The organism is Thermohalobaculum sp. (assembly GCF_058622915.1).
This window is the reverse complement of record NZ_JBZSYN010000174.1, coordinates 1-17,917: the sequence shown is the minus strand read 5'-3', so window position 1 is coordinate 17,917 and position 17,917 is coordinate 1. Positions and strand designations below refer to the sequence as shown.

General features: G+C 67.9%; 18 protein-coding genes. 11 read left to right on the top strand and 7 right to left on the bottom strand.

Going from position 1 to position 17,917, the window contains the following annotated elements; all coding sequences use genetic code 11:
* Positions 1-6 precede the first annotated feature (6 nt).
* Complete coding sequence (locus AC32QD_RS13210) at positions 7-708, bottom strand: response regulator transcription factor (RefSeq protein ID WP_492010972.1); 702 nt, start codon at positions 706-708, stop codon at positions 7-9.
* A gap of 364 nt (positions 709-1,072) precedes the next feature.
* Between AC32QD_RS13210 and AC32QD_RS13205 the strand changes: the two genes are divergently transcribed.
* Positions 1,073-2,677 carry a phosphoenolpyruvate carboxykinase gene (locus tag AC32QD_RS13205; RefSeq protein ID WP_492010971.1) on the top strand — a complete coding sequence of 535 codons (1,605 nt, stop codon included), beginning with the start codon at positions 1,073-1,075 and terminating at the stop codon, positions 2,675-2,677.
* Positions 2,678-2,696: 19 nt separating this feature from the next.
* On the opposite strand, the gene AC32QD_RS13200 is transcribed toward AC32QD_RS13205, so the two are convergent.
* Complete coding sequence (locus tag AC32QD_RS13200) at positions 2,697-3,161, bottom strand: VOC family protein (RefSeq protein ID WP_492010970.1); 465 nt, start codon at positions 3,159-3,161, stop codon at positions 2,697-2,699.
* Positions 3,162-3,319: 158 nt separating this feature from the next.
* Here AC32QD_RS13200 and AC32QD_RS13195 point away from each other — a divergent pair, with 158 nt between their 5' ends.
* Positions 3,320-4,843, top strand: a complete 1,524-nt coding sequence (locus AC32QD_RS13195; protein WP_492010969.1) for a gamma-glutamyltransferase — start codon at positions 3,320-3,322, stop codon at positions 4,841-4,843.
* Here the strand turns inward: AC32QD_RS13195 and AC32QD_RS13190 are convergent.
* Entirely contained in the window at positions 4,833-5,615 is a 783-nt protein-coding gene (locus AC32QD_RS13190; RefSeq protein WP_492010968.1) for a sulfite exporter TauE/SafE family protein, read from the bottom strand. The genes AC32QD_RS13195 and AC32QD_RS13190 overlap by 11 nt on opposite strands.
* 263 nt (positions 5,616-5,878) lie before the next feature.
* On the opposite strand from AC32QD_RS13190, the gene AC32QD_RS13185 reads away from it, so the two are divergent.
* Positions 5,879-7,561, top strand: coding sequence for an acyl-CoA dehydrogenase family protein (locus AC32QD_RS13185; protein ID WP_492010967.1), 1,683 nt, complete (start codon positions 5,879-5,881; stop codon positions 7,559-7,561).
* A gap of 514 nt (positions 7,562-8,075) precedes the next feature.
* Here the strand turns inward: AC32QD_RS13185 and AC32QD_RS13180 are convergent.
* The 4 genes from AC32QD_RS13180 to AC32QD_RS13165 form a co-directional block, all read right to left on the bottom strand.
* Entirely contained in the window at positions 8,076-8,222 is a 147-nt protein-coding gene (locus AC32QD_RS13180; RefSeq protein ID WP_492010966.1) for a hypothetical protein, read from the bottom strand.
* Positions 8,223-8,353: 131 nt separating this feature from the next.
* A complete protein-coding gene (locus AC32QD_RS13175) occupies positions 8,354-9,046 on the bottom strand; it encodes a Crp/Fnr family transcriptional regulator (protein WP_492010965.1) in 693 nt (230 codons plus the stop codon).
* A gap of 747 nt (positions 9,047-9,793) precedes the next feature.
* Positions 9,794-10,450 (bottom strand): uracil-DNA glycosylase, encoded by a 657-nt coding sequence (locus AC32QD_RS13170; protein WP_492010964.1) that lies wholly within the window; start codon positions 10,448-10,450, stop codon positions 9,794-9,796.
* A 129-nt stretch (positions 10,451-10,579) separates the two neighbouring features.
* Complete coding sequence (locus tag AC32QD_RS13165) at positions 10,580-11,149, bottom strand: LabA-like NYN domain-containing protein (protein ID WP_492010963.1); 570 nt, start codon at positions 11,147-11,149, stop codon at positions 10,580-10,582.
* A gap of 32 nt (positions 11,150-11,181) precedes the next feature.
* Here AC32QD_RS13165 and folK point away from each other — a divergent pair, with 32 nt between their 5' ends.
* The 8 genes from folK to lepB (AC32QD_RS13125) form a co-directional block, all read left to right on the top strand.
* On the top strand, positions 11,182-11,844 hold the full coding sequence (folK, locus tag AC32QD_RS13160; RefSeq protein WP_492010962.1) for a 2-amino-4-hydroxy-6-hydroxymethyldihydropteridine diphosphokinase: 663 nt from the start codon (positions 11,182-11,184) through the stop codon (positions 11,842-11,844).
* Positions 11,845-11,939: 95 nt separating this feature from the next.
* The gene (rpoZ, locus tag AC32QD_RS13155; protein ID WP_492010961.1) at positions 11,940-12,299 is read left to right on the top strand and encodes a DNA-directed RNA polymerase subunit omega; all 360 of its coding nucleotides are present in this window, start codon (positions 11,940-11,942) and stop codon (positions 12,297-12,299) included.
* Positions 12,300-12,354: 55 nt separating this feature from the next.
* Complete coding sequence (locus AC32QD_RS13150) at positions 12,355-14,553, top strand: RelA/SpoT family protein (protein ID WP_492010960.1); 2,199 nt, start codon at positions 12,355-12,357, stop codon at positions 14,551-14,553.
* A gap of 43 nt (positions 14,554-14,596) precedes the next feature.
* On the top strand, positions 14,597-15,274 hold the full coding sequence (locus AC32QD_RS13145) for a DUF2062 domain-containing protein (protein WP_492010959.1): 678 nt from the start codon (positions 14,597-14,599) through the stop codon (positions 15,272-15,274).
* Positions 15,267-16,064, top strand: a complete 798-nt coding sequence (locus AC32QD_RS13140; RefSeq protein WP_492010958.1) for a pyridoxine 5'-phosphate synthase — start codon at positions 15,267-15,269, stop codon at positions 16,062-16,064. Before AC32QD_RS13145 ends, AC32QD_RS13140 begins: the two co-directional genes overlap by 8 nt.
* Complete coding sequence (gene acpS, locus AC32QD_RS13135; protein ID WP_492010957.1) at positions 16,061-16,501, top strand: holo-ACP synthase; 441 nt, start codon at positions 16,061-16,063, stop codon at positions 16,499-16,501. Before AC32QD_RS13140 ends, acpS begins: the two co-directional genes overlap by 4 nt.
* A gap of 64 nt (positions 16,502-16,565) precedes the next feature.
* Positions 16,566-17,450, top strand: coding sequence for a signal peptidase I (lepB, locus tag AC32QD_RS13130; RefSeq protein WP_492010956.1), 885 nt, complete (start codon positions 16,566-16,568; stop codon positions 17,448-17,450).
* 2 nt (positions 17,451-17,452) lie between these two features.
* Positions 17,453-17,917 (top strand): signal peptidase I (lepB, locus tag AC32QD_RS13125; protein ID WP_492010955.1); only part of this gene is annotated, 465 nt, incomplete at its 3' end.

The window sequence follows — 17,917 nt, the reverse complement described above, 5'->3', positions numbered from 1 at the left end:
CCCGCCTCAGACCTCGCGGTAACGGTAGCCTACTCCGTAGAGGGTCTCGATCGAGTTGAAATTCTCGTCCACTTCGCGAAACTTCTTTCGAATCCGCTTGATGTGGCTGTCGATGGTCCGGTCATCCACATAGACCTGGTCGTCGTAGGCCGCGTCCATGAGCTGGTCCCGGCTCTTGACGAAGCCGGGACGCTGCGCCAGCGCATGCAGGATCAGGAACTCGGTCACCGTCAAGGTGACGCCCTTGCTCTCCCAAAGTGTGGAGTGCCGCATTGGGTCCATCTCCAGCTTGCCGCGGCGGATCACCTTGTCGGACTCGGCGCGCTCGAGCCCGGTCTCGTCCATTGGGGCGCGACGGCGCAGCACGGCGCGGATGCGCTCGATCAGCAAGCGTTGCGAAAACGGCTTGCGAACGTAATCGTCCGCGCCCATGCGCAGCCCGATTACCTCGTCGATTTCCTCGTCCTTCGAGGTCAGAAAGATGACCGGAAGGTCGCTCTGGGCGCGCAATCGGCGCAGCAGCTCCATGCCGTCCATGCGCGGCATCTTTATGTCGAGAATTGCCAGATCCGGAGGGTTCTGGGTCAACACTGCCAGTGCCGAAGCGCCGTCGGTATAGCTGCTGACGTCGTATCCCTCCGCCTCGAGCGCCATCGAGACCGAGGTCAGGATATTCCGATCGTCATCGACGAGGACAATGCTCGACATCTGACCTCCCGGCTTTCCAGCGGCAAAGGCATTGTACGCCGCACAATGAGGCGACTCTACCAATTCGGTGCGACATACACCATTGAACGGACAGTTTTGAGCGCCAATTTGTCAGGAATGCGACGCTCCTGCCGCTGCGACCTGTGACCGCGGGTCGGCGTGGGGAGCATTTCGGTTGGACGGGCGTGAATCCGTTGCTATAGACAGCCCGCGTCCCACCGGGAACACCGTGCCAGTCTTGGCCGGCACCGGCAGGCCGCAGCCGGGACAGACCGGCACGCGTCGGCGCCGAGAGGCGGCCGAGGGGGGTGATGCCTCTGTCGGCCGGTCAAATGCAGGACTTGCGAAGCTGAGGAGCAGCGCGATGGAGGCGGGAATCTTCAACCCGGCAAAACGGCTGGAAGAAGCCGGAATGACAGGACTGGGGTCGGTCCACTACAACCTGATGGAAGCCGCGCTGGTCGAGGCTGCGGTCCGGCGCGGCGAGGGCGAGTTGGGCATTGGCGGCACGTTTCTGTGCAACACCGGCAAGCACACCGGCCGCTCGCCGCGAGACAAGTTTGTCGTGCGCGAGCCCTCGGTCGAGGCCGATGTCTGGTGGGAGAACAACCCCCCGATGGAGGCGGAGGCTTTCGAGCGCCTGCGCCAGGACATGTTCTCGCACATGCAGGGCGGCGAGTATTTCGTCCAGGACCTCTATGCCGGCGCTGACCCGCGCCATCGCCTCAATGTGAGGGTCATCAACGAGCTCGCGTGGCACAACCTGTTCATCCGCCATATGCTGCGCCGTCCCTCGACCGAGGAGCTGAAGACCTTCGAGCCCGGCTTCACCATCGTCAACTGCCCCAGCTTCAAGGCAGATCCGAAGCGCCACGGCTGCCGCTCCGAGACCGTGATCGCCATCTCGTTCGAGCGCCGCATGGTCTTGGTCGCCGACACCTCTTATGCCGGCGAGAACAAGAAGTCGGTCTTCTCCGTGCTGAACTACCTGCTGCCTGCCGATGGCGTGATGCCGATGCACTGCTCGGCGAACCATGCGCCGGGCGACCCCTCTGACAGCGCGATCTTCTTCGGCCTTTCCGGTACCGGCAAGACCACCCTCTCCGCCGACCCGGACCGCGTGCTCCTCGGCGACGACGAGCACGGCTGGAGCGACGAGGGGATCTTCAATTTCGAGGGCGGCTGCTACGCCAAGACGCACCACCTCTCGCCCCAGGCCGAGCCCGAGATCCACGCGACCACGGGCATGTTCGCGACCGTGGTCGAAAACATGGTCTACGACCCGTTCACGCGCGAGCTCGACTTCACCGACGACAGCCTGACCAGCAACATGCGTTGCGCCTATCCGCTGCCCTACATCTCCAACGCGTCCGAAACCGGGCAGGCGGGCGTGCCGAAGAACATCTTCATGCTGACCTGCGACGCCTTCGGCGTTCTGCCCCCCATCGCGCGGCTCACGCCGGCGCAGGCGATGTATCACTTCCTCACCGGCTTCACCTCGAAGATGGCGGGCACCGAGAAAGGGGTGACATCGGCCGAGCCGACGTTCTCCACCTGCTTCGGCAAGCCCTTCATGTCGCGCCGGCCCGAGGTCTACGGCACGCTCTTGCGCGAGAAGATCGCCCGGCACGGGTCGAAGTGCTGGCTGGTCAACACCGGCTGGACGGGCGGCGCCTACGGCGTCGGCGAGCGCATGCCGATCCGGGCCACCAGGGCGCTGCTCAGCTCTGCGCTCAGCGGCGCGCTCGACGACGTGAAGTATCGCGTCGACCCGACCTTCGGGTTCGAGGTTCCCGTGTCGGTGCCCGGCGTCGACAAGGCCCTGCTCGACCCGCGCGGCACCTGGGACGATCCGGCGGCCTATGACAAGCAGGCGGCGGAGCTGGTCCGGATGTTCGTCAAGAACTTCGCGCAGTACGAGTCCCATGTCAGCGATGACGTGAAGGCAGCGGCCCCGCACGCGGCCTGACGCTCCACTGGCGCATCTGTCACGCGTCGGCGGGCGGCTCGATGCCCTTCTCGCGCAGCTCGTCGCGGGCAGGCGCGCTCTTGCGCAGCGCGTCGGCGCCGAGCGCGCCGAGAACCGCGCGGTTCTTGAGGAACTGGATGTCCCCGTAGGACACGATCTCGATGCGGTTTCCCCACGGGTCGAGGAAGTCGAGCCGGGTCTCGGAGGCCATCTCCACGCCCGCCGCCTCGAGCCGGGCGCGCAGGCCGTCGCGATCGTCGACGACGAGGCCGAAATGGCGCGCGTCGTCGCGCGGCTGTTGCCGGCCGGCGCTCAGCGCGATGAACTGGTCGCCAAGATCGATGAAGGCCATGTTCCGGCTTCGCCCGCGCAGGCGAAAATCGAAAAACCGCCCGTAGAATGCCAGCGCCTCGTCGATGTCTCCAACCTCGAGGGCGACATGGTTGATCCCGATCAGGCGGGGCTTTCTCTGCTCGTCGCTCACGACTGCCTCCCTCGCGCAACGTCCGCCATGAATTCGGCACGAAGTGCGACGTAGCGGCATTCAGGCATCGATCAACGGCACGGGCCTGTCCAAGCTTCCATCGCGGCCCGGGGCACGCTAGTCAGACCCCTCGGACGCAAGACAGGACAAGGCACCCGATGCGCCCCTTCGCGATTGCCGCCGGCCACCAGGTCACCGCCCGCGCGGCGGAGGAGGTGCTGCGCGCCGGCGGCACCGCCGTCGATGCCGCCATAGCCGCGGCCCTGACTGCCTGCGTGGCCGAGCCCGTGCTTGCCGGCCTCCTGGGCGGCGGCTTCATGATGGTGCGCACCCCCGGGGGAAGCCTGGAGTTGCTGGATTTCTTCGTGCAGACGCCGAAGCGGCGACGCAACGAGGCCGAGCTCGACTTCCGTGCCGTCGACGCGGATTTCGGCACCACCACCCAGACCTTCCACATCGGTGCCGGCGCCACCGCCACGCCGGGCCTTGCGTCGGGACTGGGCGAGGCGCATGCCCGCCACGGGCGCATGCCGCTGCACGATCTGGTCGCGCCGGCCGTGCGGGCGGCGCGCGAGGGCGTCAGAATTACCGAGTTCCAGGCGCTGATCGGCCGGATCGTGGCGCCGATCCTGCGCGCCACTTCGGCCGCCCGCGCTCTGACGTGCGGCGAGGACGGGGCGCCCCTTGGCGCCGGGGCGACCTACCGCAACCCCGCGCTGGCCGACGTGCTCGAGGTCTTCGGCCACGAGGGGCCGCGCTTCGTCACCGAGGGCGAGGTCGCGGCCGGCCTCGTTGCCGTCTCGGCCGAGGGCGGGCACCTGACGCGCGAGGACCTGCGCGCCTACAGTCCCGCGTGGCGGCGCCCGCTCGAGCGCGGTCGCGCCGGGGCTCGAATCGCGGTCAATCCGCCGCCCGCGCTCGGCGGCGCCCTGATCGCGTTTTCGCTCGAGCTTCTAGGCCGGGATGCCGGCGCCGTCGACCTCGCGCGGGCGTTCGAGGCGACGACGCGCGCCAGGATTGAGGCCGATCTCGCCATCGATCCGGAGGCCGGCGCCGGGCGCCTGCTCTCGCGCGACCTCATCGCACGCTACCGCGCCGAGATCATGGGCCGCGCCTCGGCGCCTCGCGGCACCACGCATATCTCGGTAACCGATGCCGCGGGCATGGCCGTGGCGCTCAGCATCTCGAACGGCGAGGGCAACGGCCTGGTCATTCCGGGCACCGGGATCATGCCCAACAATATGCTGGGCGAGGAGGACCTTCTCCCCGGCGGCTGGCACGCCTGGGCCCCCGACACCCGGCTGTCCTCGATGATGACGCCGCTGGCGGTCGCCTGGCCGGACGGCGCGGTGGCCGTCATGGGCTCGGGCGGCTCGAACCGCATCCGGACGGCGCTGGCGCAGGTGCTCGTCAACCTGATCGACCGGGGCATGCCGCTCGGCGACGCGGTCGAGGCGCCGCGCCTCCATGTCGAGGGAGGAGAGCCGGCCGTGCTCGACTTCGAGCTGCCCGGCCTTGGCGACGCCGAGCGCGAGGCGCTGCTCGCCGCCTTCCCCGACGCGCGCGCCTGGGCCGAGCGCTCGATGTTCTTCGGCGGCGTTCACGCCGTGCTGCGCGACGCGCACGGCAACGTTCAGGCGGCGGGCGATCCGCGCCGCGACGGGGCCGCGCTCACAGCGTGAGGCCGCGCCTGAGCAGGTTCAGCCCGGCGATGCACAGCACGGCCAGCGTCGCGCGGCGGAAGGCGGTCGGGTTCATCCGGTCCTGGCACCTCAGTCCGATCGCCATACCCAGCGCCATCGGCAGGCAAATCGCCAGTGACAGGGGCAGCGTCACGGCGTTCAGGATGCCGCTTTGCTCGTGTGCCGGGATCAGCACGGAGGAGCCGATCAGGAAGGTCAGGCCCATGGTCCGCACCTGGGTCGACTTCGGAATGTCGAGACCGATCAGGAAGAACACCACCACAGGCCCCCATACGCCCGAGATGCCGCCAAGGAATCCGCCCGCGATCCCGGTGGCCACCTCCGTTGCCGCCCGCGGCCCCGGCGCTCTCGGCACCTTCGGCTTCCAGCCTATCAGCTGCGATGCCGCCGCCAGGCAGACGACCGCGCCGAGCAGGATGAACAGCGTCGCCGCCGGGATGATCGGCACCAGCTGCGCCGCCAGCCCGATCGTTATCGCCAGCAGCAGGTTCAGCTTCCAGAACTCGCGGAACGTCATGCCCGCCGGCCTGAGCCCCTGCCTCAGCGCCTGCCACAGATTCGAGGCGAAGGTCGGCAGGACCATGATGCCGACGGTCTCGTGCGCCGGCATGAAGCTGCCGATCCCGGCGATGCCGATGACCGGCAAGGCGAAACCGACGGCGCCCTTGACGAAGCCGCCGACGACCATCACGCCGGCCGCGACGAGCAGCAGGACAGGATCGACCTGGGCGAGGGGGGCAAAGAAATGCAAGCGTCGTCTCGTCGGCGGATGGCGCGGCGGCCTCACGGCCCTCTTACCCGCGACCCTGCAAGCTGTCGCGCGAAATCTGCCCCAAGCCGCCACCGCCACGCCGGTAAAGAAAGATATTCTCCGGCCTTGAAGCGACGCGAAACGATCTTGCGCGTTGGTGTTGACGCCCCCGCCCGCTCCGGCTACCGATCTCGCAAACGCAAAAAAAATCGCACCGCAGCGCAGCAGACGATCCCGTGCCGATTGCGAAAAGGACCGCGCCCATGCAAGCCGATGCCCTCGCGCCCACTGTCCATGAAGCCCCCGACCTCGCTGCTCTGGCCGACCGTGCCGCCCGCGCTACCGGCCGGCTGGCGCAGGCGGCCCGCGCGGCGATGGCGCCGCGGATCATGGCCGAGGGACGCCTTTCGACCCGGCTGTTGGAGGACGGCCAGTATGCCGCGCACGGCCTCGCCTGGCTCGCGACCTACGCCGAGAGCCTCGCCCAGATGGCCGACTGGGCCCAGCGGCTTGAAAGCCGGGACCGGTTCGACGAGATCGAGCGGTTGATCCTCGCTATCGGCTGCGGCGAATACCTCGCCCAGACCGCGGGCGGCATTCCGATGAGCCAGGCCGAGATCGCCCGCCCCGCCGAAATCGGCATCGACGAGGACGCGCTGGCCGATTTTCGGGCCGACCCGGCGGTGGCGCGCCTGATCGCAGGCAACTGCGACTCGGCGCGGATGCGCCTTGCCGCGCTGCTCGCCGAGCGCGCCGGCGCGGCGACATTCGGCGACTGCGGGCTCGACGACGAGCTCGACATGGTGCGCGACCAATTCCGCCGCTTCGCGGAGGATCGCGTCGTGCCCCACGCCCATCGCTGGCATCTCGACGACACCCTGATCCCGATCGAGGTCATCGACGAGATGTCCGCGCTGGGCGTCTTCGGCCTGACCATCCCGGAGGAGCACGGCGGGCTCGGCCTTGGCAAGACCGCCATGTGCGTGGTCTCCGAGGAGCTGTCGCGCGGCTATATCGGGGTCGGCAGCCTCGGCACCCGCTCCGAGATCGCGGCCGAGCTGATCCTTGGCGGAGGCACCGAGGCGCAGAAGGCGCGCTGGCTACCCCGGATCGCCTCCGGAGAGGTACTTCCCACGGCGGTGTTCACCGAGCCGAATACTGGCTCCGATCTCGGCGCGCTGCGCACCCGTGCCGCCCGCGCGGGCGAGGACTGGGTCGTCAACGGCACCAAGACCTGGATCACGCACGCGGCGCGCACCGACCTGATGACACTGCTGGCACGGACCGACCCGGACACCCGGGACTACCGCGGCCTGTCGATGTTCCTCGCGCCGAAGACCCGCAGCACCGGGGCCGACTCCTTTCCCGATGCTGGCCTATCCGGCGAGGAGATCCCGGTTCTCGGCTACCGCGGCATGAAGGAATACACGCTCTCCTTCGACGGCTTCCGCATGGACGGCGACAGCCTTCTCGGCGGGGTCGAGGGCCAGGGCTTCCGCCAGCTCATGCGCACCTTCGAGTCGGCGCGCATCCAGACCGCGGCACGGGCGATCGGGGTGGCGCAGTCGGCGCTCGAGATCGCGCTGCGCTACGCGCAGGAGCGCCAGGCCTTCGGCAAGCCGCTTATCCGCTTCCCGCGCGTGGCGGCGAAACTGGCCATGATGGCCGCCGAGATCATGATCGCCCGCCAGCTCACCTACCGCGCGGCGGGCCAGAAGGATGCCGACCGGCGCTGCGACCTCGAGGCCGGCATGGCGAAGCTCCTGGCCGCGCGCGTGGCCTGGGCGGCGGCGGACAACGCGGTGCAGATCCATGGCGGCAACGGCTTCGCCCTGGAATTCCCGGTAAGCCGGGTGCTCTGCGACGCGCGGATCCTTTCGATCTTCGAGGGGGCGGCGGAAATCCAGGCGCAGGTGATCGCCCGCAGGCTGCTCGAGGACGGTTGAAGTCGCGCGCCAAAGTGCCTGCCTGAACCGGACGCCGCGGTGAAGCGGAAAGGTCGTGGCGGCGGGGCGGGCAGCCCGTTGCGGTAACGGCAAACGCGCGCGCCGCACCGCATCGGGCGGCAACGCAAGGCACGATTCTCCCGCGCTCCCTGCGATTGCCGCCTTTTGAGGCCCTGCCCCTCAGGCGGCCGCCCGATAACCATATGAAAAGCAGGCGCATTTGCGCGATGTGACAAATTATACATCGCTTCGAAGGGTGATTCCCCTACAGAGGTATTGCCCCTCAGACGGGTTCCATCGGGTGGTGGATTTCCCACCGGGCCCCGTTGACGATGGTCGCGTGCGTATCGCGTTGCGTACCGAGTATTACGAGTTGTGTGGCGGTGGGGCGTCGGGCGTCTCTTGCCCGGCGCCCTCTCTTTTTTCGAACGCTAGTCATCTTCCACCGGTCGTCTCGGCCCCGGGGATCGACAGGAAGTGCTTTCGCGATTCAAGGCTCGGTGCCGGCCGGGGGTCAAATGAAGGGGAGCGTCGCGCCAAAGCCGACCAGAGCGATCACCAGCGGATACAACAAATAGGTCATCTTCAACTTCCTCGAGCCGACCCGAATCTCTTGAGCCTGGCAAGCGATTGATTCGCCTTTGGCTTCCTTGTGGTACACCGAGGCTGCCCGGACTGGTTGTGACCATTTTCACAGTCGCGAAATAAAACCGAGCCGCGGCCATCGCTCGCGCCGGAAAATCGCCGGCCCAGGCGCCTCTGCTCCGCCCGCCCAAGGCAGGACCCTAGCAGTCAGTCGCTTTCCAGCCGCGCCTGCAGCGCGCTGACGCTCTTGATCACCAGCGCACGGCCCTTGCGCTCGATCAATCCCGCATCCTTGAGCTTTGCCATGTCGCGGCCAACCGCCTCGCGCTGCGTGAATATGAGCACGGCCAGGTCCTGCTGTGACGGCACCGGGTCGATCACCACCGTGTCCTCGCCGGCATAGGCCGCTTCCGCGAGGCGGAGCAGTTCGGCCACCAGGCGCTGCTCGGCGCTCCACGACGCCACCGAGCGGAAGCGGCTCGACAGGGCTCGCATGCGATCGACCAGATAGAGCACGAAGGCGCGATTGACGTGCGGGTGGCCGAACAGGACCTTGCGGAAATCGGACCCGCTCATGCGGCCGACGCGCGAGTCCTCGACTGTGACTACGCTGGTCGAGCGCGGCTGACCGTCGATGGCGGCAAAGATTCCGAATGCCTCTCCAGCCGGCAGCTCGGACAGGAACACCTCGCGGCCCTGATCGGTGTAGGTGGCCGCGCGGGCGTGGCCTTGCAGAATGAAGAAGACGTCGTCGTCGACCTCGGCCTCGCTCACGATCATGGCGTGCTTGGGAACCCGGGTCTCGCGCCAGTGTTTCGCCAGCTCGGCGACCCCTTCGGGTCCGCAGCTATGGAGGGTCGTGCCCTCCGGAAACGAGAGCGGCGCGCGCTCTGCTTGCATCGACACGGTTCCCTCTGCGAGTCCACAGGTCGAGGGCCACGGCCGCGGCTCAGCTTGATCTGCCCGCACGCGCGATCTGCCGGGACGGTCGACTCCGATTGTTAGGACATCCGAGCCGCGCGGTCCATCATCGCTGCGACCCCGCTGGAGCGAAATCGGTCGGGCGTTCGAGCGCCGGGCGAGACATGCAAATTCTAGCCGCAGACCGCCTTGGTCAAAGTCACGGCCGCAAGCAGCAGCCAGCCCAGGACGATGTCGCCGATCGTGTCGCTCATCACCGCGTTCCTCATCACCCCGTTCCTCGTTCCCGGTTCCTCGTTCCGATTTCTCGTTCCGGTTTTTCGTTCCTGCGCGGTCCGCGAAATGGAGAAGGGGCGGCTTACCCCTCATAAGCCGCCCCTGGATGCCGCATGCGATCCGCGTTGCGTACCGTATGCGGCAAATGTAAGGCGATCCGCGGCACAAAGTGAAATGAATGTTGGTAACCCAACAGTTGTATCCCTAATAGTTGAAATTTTTTGCGATGTCATCTCCAGATGTTTCTTCTATTAGTTGCACACTAATATAATTTTTCGCCAAAAAGTTGTCTTTTTTATTTTGGGGTCCTATGGTGTCGGCCCCGACGCACCGTGGCGCTGTGTATATGCGCTTCAAAGCCGATGCGGAACCCCAGGCTGCATTGCCAGCGGCGGCACTATGCCGACGAATCGTGCAGAGCAACCCGGTCCCGCGATGGCAGCGCAGCGCCTATGCCGCCGCGCTCATCTCGTCGCGCACGGCGGCGAAGACCTCTTCGAACATCCCCGGGGTCAGCCGCCCGGTGTTCGTGTTGTAGCGCGAACAATGATAGCTGGCACGCAGCCTGAGCCCGTCGATCTCACTCGCCCTGGCGTGACCGAAGGGGTGCTCGGCCAGCCGCGCCCCGAGCGCGCGGACCGTGGAATCGTGGGCGATCCGGCCCAGGGTGACGATGTGGCTCAGGCCGGGCAGCGCCCGGATGCGCGCGGCGAGGAAGTCGCGGCAGGCCCTGACCTCCGCACCGGTCGGCCGGTTCTTCGGCGGCACGCAGCGCACGGCGTTGGTGACCATGGCGCCGACGAGGCTGAGCCCGTCGTCGGGCCGGGCATCGTAGACGCCGCGCGCAAAACCGAACTTCAGCAGCGTGGGGTAGAGAAGCTCGCCCGCATAGTCGCCGGTGAAGGGGCGCCCCGTGCGGTTGGCGCCGGCGCGCCCCGGGGCGAGACCGACGATCAGCAGGCGCGCATCCGGCGCACCGAAGCTGGACACGGCGCCATTGAACCAGCCGGGATGATTGCCGCGGTTCGCAGCGCGGAAGTCAACCAGCCGCGGGCAGACGAGACAGTCCGTGGGCGGCTCCGGTGGCGCGGTGGACTCCGCATTCATCGCGCTGTGCCGCCCCCTGCCAGGGTTTCACCTAACCGCCCGCCGCGGTCGTGCGTTTCGCGCCGCCCGAAAAAGCCGCCCGCGCGATCGTGCCGGGACGTGGTCTCCGGGCGACCGGGCGAACCGATCTCACTCGTCGTTGGCGGCGACCTGCTCCTCGACCCGCTCCTGGCGAGGCGGGCGGCCGATCACGTCGCGCAACTCGTCGAGCTCGATGAAGTTGTCGGCCTGGCGGCGCAGGTCGTCGGCGATCATCGGCGGGCTCGAGCGGATGGTCGAGACCACCGAGACCCGAACGCCCTTCTGCTGCAGCGCATCGACCAGCGGACGGAAGTCTCCGTCGCCGGAGAACAGCACGATGTGCTCGACATGCTCGGCCATGTTCATGGCGTCGACGGTGAGCTCGATATCCATGTTGCCCTTGATCTTGCGCCGCCCCGAGGAGTCGATGAACTCCTTGGCCGGCTTGGTGACCAGGGTGAAGCCGTTGTAATCGAGCCAGTCGACGAGGGGCCGGATCGGCGAGTATTCCTCGTTCTCGACCAGCGCCGTGTAATAGAAGGCCCGGACCATCTTGCCGCGCCGCATGAACTCGCTGCGCAGGAGCTTGTAGTCGATATCGAAGCCGAGAGCCTTGGTCGCCGCGTAGAGATTCGAACCGTCAATGAAGAGCGCCAGGCGCTCGTCGCGATAAAACATGAAACCCGAATGCCTCCGGTTGCCGTGTTGGAATGCCACCGGCAGGATCATCATACACGAATGCCGGTGGCGAATCGATCCGAGACTTATGCTTGCGCGTGCGGCGTGTCCATCGGGAATGCGACACAGACATGACAATGACATTGATTTCATTGGGCAGTAATCTTGCGGCAAATGGCCGCGAGCCATCCGAAACACTGGAGGAGGCGCTTCGGATTCTGTTCGCGCGGCCCGGTATTTCGCTCGGCGAGAGAAGCCGCTGGTGGAGCACGCCGGCGCACCCGCCGGGCTCGGGGCCGGATTTCGTTAACGGGGCGGTGCGGCTCGAGACAGGGCTCGCTGCGGAGGACCTGCTGGCCACGATGCACGCGGTGGAGGCCGCTCTCGGCCGCCAGCGTCCCGCGCGCTGGGCCCCCAGGGTGTGCGACCTCGACCTGATCGCCATGGGCGACCTGATACTGCCCGACCGCGCGACGCTCGAGCGCTGGATGGCGCTGGACCTCGGCGAGGCGCAGGTGGTCGCGCCGCCTCGCCTGATCCTGCCGCATCCCCGGATGCACGAGCGCGCCTTCGTTCTGGTTCCGCTGGCCGAGGTGGCCCCCGACTGGCGCCACCCCGTGACGGGCCGCACGGTGGCTCAGATGCGCGACGCCCTGCCCCCTGCTGCGCTCGCCGGGATCGCGCCGCTGGCCTGAGCGGCACGCCGGGCGCGCAAGGCTTGCAAAATCCGACGCATGGCCTTATTTCTCCCGCACTTCCGACACCCCTCGCCAAAGCCGGAGTGCCGCCTATGGCCCGCGTCACCGTTGAAGACTGCGTCCAGAAGGTCCCGAACCGCTTCGATCTCGTGATGCTGTCCGCGCGCCGCGCGCGCGACGTCTCGGACGGGGCGCCGATCACGCTGGACCGCGACAACGACAAGAACCCGGTGGTGGCCCTGCGCGAGATCGCAGATGGCACCATCGGCGTCGAGGAGATGCGCGAGCAGACCATCCAAGCCTATCAGCGCCATATCGAGGTCGACGAGCCCGAGGAGGACAACATGGCGCTCCTCATGGGCGACGGCGAGGGCGGCCAGATGCCCTCGGCCGACGACCTCGACGAGGAGAAGCTGCTGCGCGCCCTGATGGCCGAGCAGGACAGGAAGTAGGCCGACTGACCCGAGGGCGCCGCGCGGTGCCCGCCGGGGCCGGGGGAGCGGTCCGGTGATCCGTCAGTTCGAACTCGTCGAGCGGGTCCGCGGGTACAATCCGAACACCGACGAGACGCTCCTGAACCGGGCCTACGTGTTCGGCGCCCGGGCGCATGTCAACCAGAAGCGGGCCAGCGGCGAGCCCTATTTCGGGCACCCGCTCGAGGTCGCGGCAATCCTGACCGATCTCAGGCTCGATGACGCCTCGATCGTCACCGCGCTCTTGCACGACACGGTCGAGGACACGCCGACCACCAAGGAGGAGATCCAGCGCCTGTTCGGGCCCGAGATCGCCGATCTCGTCGACGGCGTCACCAAGCTCACCCAACTCGAGCTGAGCTCGACCGAGACGGCGCAGGCCGAGAACTTCCGCAAGCTGCTGCTGGCCATGGCCCGCGACGTGCGCGTGCTGCTGGTCAAGCTGGCCGATCGGCTGCACAACATGCGCACGCTCGACGCGCTCGAGCCCGACAAGCGCCAGCGCATCGCCCGCGAGACCATGGAGATCTACGCCCCGCTCGCCGGCCGCATGGGCATGCAGTCGATCCGCGAGGAACTCGAGGACCTCGCCTTCGCCGAACTCAACCGCGAGGCACGCCACTCGATCATGCGCCGCTTCATCCGGTTGCGCCGCGAGGCGGGCGACATGATCCCGCGCATCACCGCCGAGATCTCCGAGGCGATCGAGGCGGCCGATGTCGACGCGACCGTCGAGGGCCGCGAGAAGCGCCCCTACTCGATCTGGCGCAAGATGGAGGAGAAGCAGAGCAGCTTCTCGCAACTCTCCGACATCTACGGCTTCCGCGTCATGTGCGGGACGGAGGAGGACTGCTACCGCGCGCTGGGCGCAATCCACCGCCACTGGCGCGTGGTGCCGGGGCGCTTCAAGGATTATATCTCGGGGCCGAAGGCGAACGGCTATCGCTCGATCCATACCACCGTCTACGGCGCGCGCGGCATGCGGGTCGAAATCCAGATCCGCACCTGGGAGATGCACGAGGTGGCCGAGACGGGCGTCGCCGCGCACTGGGCCTACAAGGACGGCCACCGGGTGCAGAACCCCTTTGCCGTCGATCCGTTCAAGTGGCTGCGCGACCTGGTCGCCCGGCTCGAGAAGGGCGACGAACCGCAGGAGTTCCTCGAGCACGTCAAGCTAGACATGTTCACCGACCAGGTGTTCTGCTTCACGCCCAAGGGCGACGTGGTCGGCCTGCCCCGCGGCGCCACGCCGATCGACTTCGCCTATGCTATCCATACCAATGTCGGCGACCGCTGCGCCGGTGCGGTGGTGGATGGGCGGCGCGTGCCGCTGTGGACGCGGCTCAGGAACGGCCAGCAGGTCGAGATCATCACCGCAAGGGGCCAGCGGCCCTCGCCGCACTGGGAGGACATGGCGAAGACCGGCCGCGCCAAGGCCGCGATCCGCCGCGCCCTGCGCGAGCGCATCCGCGAGGAGCAGATCACCCTGGGCCGCGACCTCGCCGAGCAGAGCTTCGCCCGCTCGGGGCGCAGCGGCGGCGAGAAGGCCGTCGCGGCGGCCGCGACCAAGCTGGGCTTCGCCTCGGTCGAGGCGATGCTGGTCCAGCTCGCGCAGGGCGAGATCACCGGGCGCCAGGTCGTCGAGGCCGTCTATCCCGCTCAGCCCGGCCAGGCGCCGCCGCCGCCCGAGCCCGACCCGCAGACGCTGCGTGTGCCGGTCCGGGGCATCAGACGCGGCGTCGCGATCGAGTTCTGCACCTGTTGCTGGCCGATCCCCGGAGACCGCATCATCGGCCTGGCGCGGCGCGGCGGCGTGGTCGTTCACGCCATTTCCTGCCCGCTGCTGGCCGACTTCGAGGACGACCTCGAACGCTGGCACGACCTGAGCTGGGACCCGGAGGCCTCGAAGACCGCGTCGAACATCGCCCGGGTCAGCCTGACGCTGGCCAACCAGCCCGGCGCGCTGGGCACCGTGTGCACGCTGGTCGGCGAGCAGTACGCGAACATCGACAACATCGGCGTGAACCACCGCAAGCCGGACTTCTTCGTCATGACCATGGATCTCGAGGTCCGTGACGTGCGCCACCTCAACGACATCCTCACCGCGATCCGCGCTCAGGGCTTCGTGCATCAAGTCGAGCGCGCGGTGACGCCGCCGGCACACGCGCACCCGCTGCCGCGCGAGGAGCAGCCTCGCCTGCCGCTGGGTTCCGTTCCCGCCAGGCATCACTAGATCATCAACGGTAGGGCAGCGTTACCGGGAGCGAGACGGGCCGATGATCTTCAAGCGACGGCAGCGGCCGACCCTTCTCGCGCGAGTGCGCGAATCGCTCGTGCCGCGCAAGGGCATGTGGCGGGGCGTCGACTACATCCACAAGCGCATGCGCCGGCTGCCCGACAGCCCCCACCGCATCGCGCTGGGATTCGCCTGCGGCGCGTTCGTTTCCTTCACCCCACTGTTCGGACTGCACTTCATCCTCGCGGCGCTGATCGCGTGGACGCTGCGCGCCAACATCCTGGCCGCAATCTTCGGCACGGGCGTGGGCAACCCGCTGACCTTCCCCGTGATCTCGGTCACCTCGTTGTGGCTCGGCCGCTGGATGCTGGGACGCACGCATGGCGGCGCGGAGTTCCAGAAGGTGAGCCACGCCTTCGCCGAGGGCATGAACGCCATCTGGGGCACTTTCATCAGCCTGTTCGGCTACGGGCCGTCGATGCTGCACGGGCTGATCGTTTTCCTCGACAACATCTTCCTGCCTTACCTGATCGGGGGCATCGTCCCCGGCCTGATCACGGCATCGCTGTGCTATTGGATCATCGGGCCCATCGTGGCAGCCTACCAGGAGCGTCGGCGCAAGCGCCTGGAGACGCGGGCCATGGAGCGCCGCCGGGCGGCGGAGGCCGAGCAGGCGCTCTACGCCGATCACGACGGCACGGAGGGAGACAATGTCTGAGAGAGAGGCCGCGTTGCGCCGTCCCGAGGGGCGCCTGCGCCTGGGCGTCAACATCGACCACGTGGCCACCATCCGCAACGCCCGCGGCGGCAGGCACCCGGACCCTGTCCACGCCGCCCGGATCGCCGAGGAGGCCGGCGCCGACGGCATCACCGCGCATCTGCGCGAGGACCGGCGCCACATCACCGACTCCGACATCGACGCGCTCATGGACACGCTCGGCCTGCCGCTCAACCTCGAGATGGCGGCGACGCCCGAGATGCAGGCGATCGCGCTCAGGCATCGGCCGCATGCGGTCTGCCTGGTACCCGAGCGGCGCGAGGAGCGCACCACCGAGGGCGGCCTCGAGGTCGCGCGCGAGGAGAACCGGCTGGCGCATTTCATCGCTCCGCTGCGCGAGGCGGGCTGCCGCGTCTCGATCTTCATCGCCGCCGACCGCGCCCAGGTCGAGGCGGCCGCCCGCATCGGCGCGCCGGTCGTCGAGCTGCACACCGGCGCCTATTGCGACGCGCACAACGAGGGACGCGTGGCCGACCGCGACGCGGAACTCGCGCGGCTCGCCGATATGGCGGCCTTCGCTCGCGCGCTCGGGCTCGAGGTCCACGCCGGGCACGGCCTCACCTTCGAGACCGTCGGCCCGGTCGCAGCCTTCCCCGAGGTGGTCGAGCTCAACATCGGGCACTTCCTGATCGGCGAGGCGATCTTCTCCGGACTCGACAGCGCGATCCGGCGCATGCGCGAGCACATGGACCGGGCCCGCCGCGATGCCTTCGGCGAGGGGGTGGCGTGATCGTCGGCATCCGCCAGGACATGACCGACATTCGCCGCATCGAGCGGACCATCGAGCGATTCGGCGACCGCTTCCTCCGGCGCGTCTTCACCGTGACCGAGCAGCAGAAATCCGATCGCCGCCGCGCCCGCGTGGCCTCCTACGCCAAGCGCTGGGCAGCCAAGGAGGCGTGCTCCAAGGCGCTCGGCACCGGCCTGCGCATGGGGGTGGCCTGGCGCGAGATGGGGGTGGTCAACCTGCCCGGTGGCAAGCCGACCATGCAGCTGACCGGCGGCGCCGCAGCGCGCCTCGCGCGGCTGATGCCGGCCGGGATGCAGCCCTCGATCCACGTCACCATCACCGACGACTACCCCTGGGCGCAGGCCTTCGTGGTGATCGAAGCCCTGTCCGAGGATGATCTCCGCCCCGACCTGCCCCGCACTTCAGCCCCGGCTTGACACCACCATGTTCCACCGTCAAACAGCGCGGGGCCACTCCCGCCCCACCCAGAGACAACCGCGCATGCAAGCCACGCAGAAGAAGAAGGACAGTCTGTGGGAGACCGCGAAGACCGTCTTCTGGGCGCTGCTCATCGCAATGATCTTCCGCTCCTTCCTGTACCAGCCGTTCTCGATTCCCTCGGGCTCGATGAAGCCGACGCTCCTGGTGGGCGACTACCTGTTCGTGTCAAAGTTCTCCTACGGCTACACGCACTATTCGCTGCCCTTCGCGCCTGACTGGTTCAGCGGGCGGATCTGGGCGACGATGCCCCGGCGCGGCGACGTGATCGTGTTCAAGCGCCCCGGCGAGGACGCCTGCACCCAGGGCCCGCTCGACATGCTGGGCAATCTGTTCGAGTCGCTGATCGGCCAGGGCGCCGCGGCGCCGAACGACTGCGTCGATTACGTGAAGCGGCTGATCGGGCTGCCCGGAGACAAGATCCAGGTCAAGGCCGGCATCCTCTACATCAACGGCAAGAAGGCGCCCACGGTGCGCGACGGCTTCTATGCCGAGCCGAAGGTGCTGCGCGGCAGCCCGCCGAGCTACCCGCGCTGCGTCAACGAGCCCGTGCCGGTGGGCGGCAAATGCCTCAAGGAGCTCTGGCTCGAGACCCTGCCCAACGGGGTCACGCATCCGGTGCTCAACCTTGTCGGGAAAATGGGCGATACCAGCGGTCCGCGCTATTCCGGGCCGGACAACACGCCCGTGTTCCAGGTTCCTCCGGGGCATTTCTTCTTCATGGGCGACAATCGCGATAATTCGGTGGACAGCCGCTTTCCGGAGGTCGGCATGGTGCCGTTCGAGAACCTGATCGGCCGCGCCGAGATCGTTGCGATTTCCGCCGACGGCCCCTTCTGGCAGGTCTGGAACTGGCGCTTCAACCGATTCTTCAAGGTGATCGACTAGGTATGGGCGATGGCGGCCGCATTTCCTGGGGCAGGCTGATCCTGGGGGTGGCGCTCGCTCTGTCCGTTGCCTCGGTGGTCGCGCTGCTGATCGGGCCGCTCGCCGCCAACAGCCTCGCGGGGGGCAGCAGCTACCGGATCTGGAACGACTCCATGGCCCCGGCGCTGATCACCGGCGACTGGGTCCTGGCCGAGAAGCTCTCTCCCGGACAGCTGCCTAAACGCGGCGCCATCGTCGCCTACGATGCGCCCACCAGCGGCATGCCCCGCCAGCGGATCATGCGGCTGATCGGGCTGCCGGGCGAGCGGATCCAGATGCGCGGGGGCGCCGTCTACATCGACGGGCAGCGCGCCGGGATGGAGAAAATCGGCACGCGGACGATCGAGAAGGCGCCCCGCGCCCCGGCGGCGCCTTCTCGATCGTTCTGGTGGCGATTTGCTCCATCCGCGCGCGTTGCCCGTCGATGT

Coding starts and splice junctions, on each gene's coding strand:
- folK (WP_492010962.1), top strand. CDS start 11,182: ATGCCACCGGCAGGATCATCATACACGAATGCCGGTGGCGAATCGATC.
- AC32QD_RS13140 (WP_492010958.1), top strand. CDS start 15,267: ATGTCTGAGAGAGAGGCCGCGTTGCGCCGTCCCGAGGGGCGCCTGCGC.
- AC32QD_RS13210 (WP_492010972.1), bottom strand. CDS start 708: ATGTCGAGCATTGTCCTCGTCGATGACGATCGGAATATCCTGACCTCG.
- AC32QD_RS13145 (WP_492010959.1), top strand. CDS start 14,597: ATGATCTTCAAGCGACGGCAGCGGCCGACCCTTCTCGCGCGAGTGCGC.
- AC32QD_RS13195 (WP_492010969.1), top strand. CDS start 3,320: ATGCGCCCCTTCGCGATTGCCGCCGGCCACCAGGTCACCGCCCGCGCG.
- AC32QD_RS13165 (WP_492010963.1), bottom strand. CDS start 11,149: ATGTTTTATCGCGACGAGCGCCTGGCGCTCTTCATTGACGGTTCGAAT.
- AC32QD_RS13205 (WP_492010971.1), top strand. CDS start 1,073: ATGGAGGCGGGAATCTTCAACCCGGCAAAACGGCTGGAAGAAGCCGGA.
- lepB (WP_492010956.1), top strand. CDS start 16,566: ATGCAAGCCACGCAGAAGAAGAAGGACAGTCTGTGGGAGACCGCGAAG.
- AC32QD_RS13170 (WP_492010964.1), bottom strand. CDS start 10,450: ATGAATGCGGAGTCCACCGCGCCACCGGAGCCGCCCACGGACTGTCTC.
- AC32QD_RS13175 (WP_492010965.1), bottom strand. CDS start 9,046: ATGCAAGCAGAGCGCGCGCCGCTCTCGTTTCCGGAGGGCACGACCCTC.
- AC32QD_RS13185 (WP_492010967.1), top strand. CDS start 5,879: ATGCAAGCCGATGCCCTCGCGCCCACTGTCCATGAAGCCCCCGACCTC.
- rpoZ (WP_492010961.1), top strand. CDS start 11,940: ATGGCCCGCGTCACCGTTGAAGACTGCGTCCAGAAGGTCCCGAACCGC.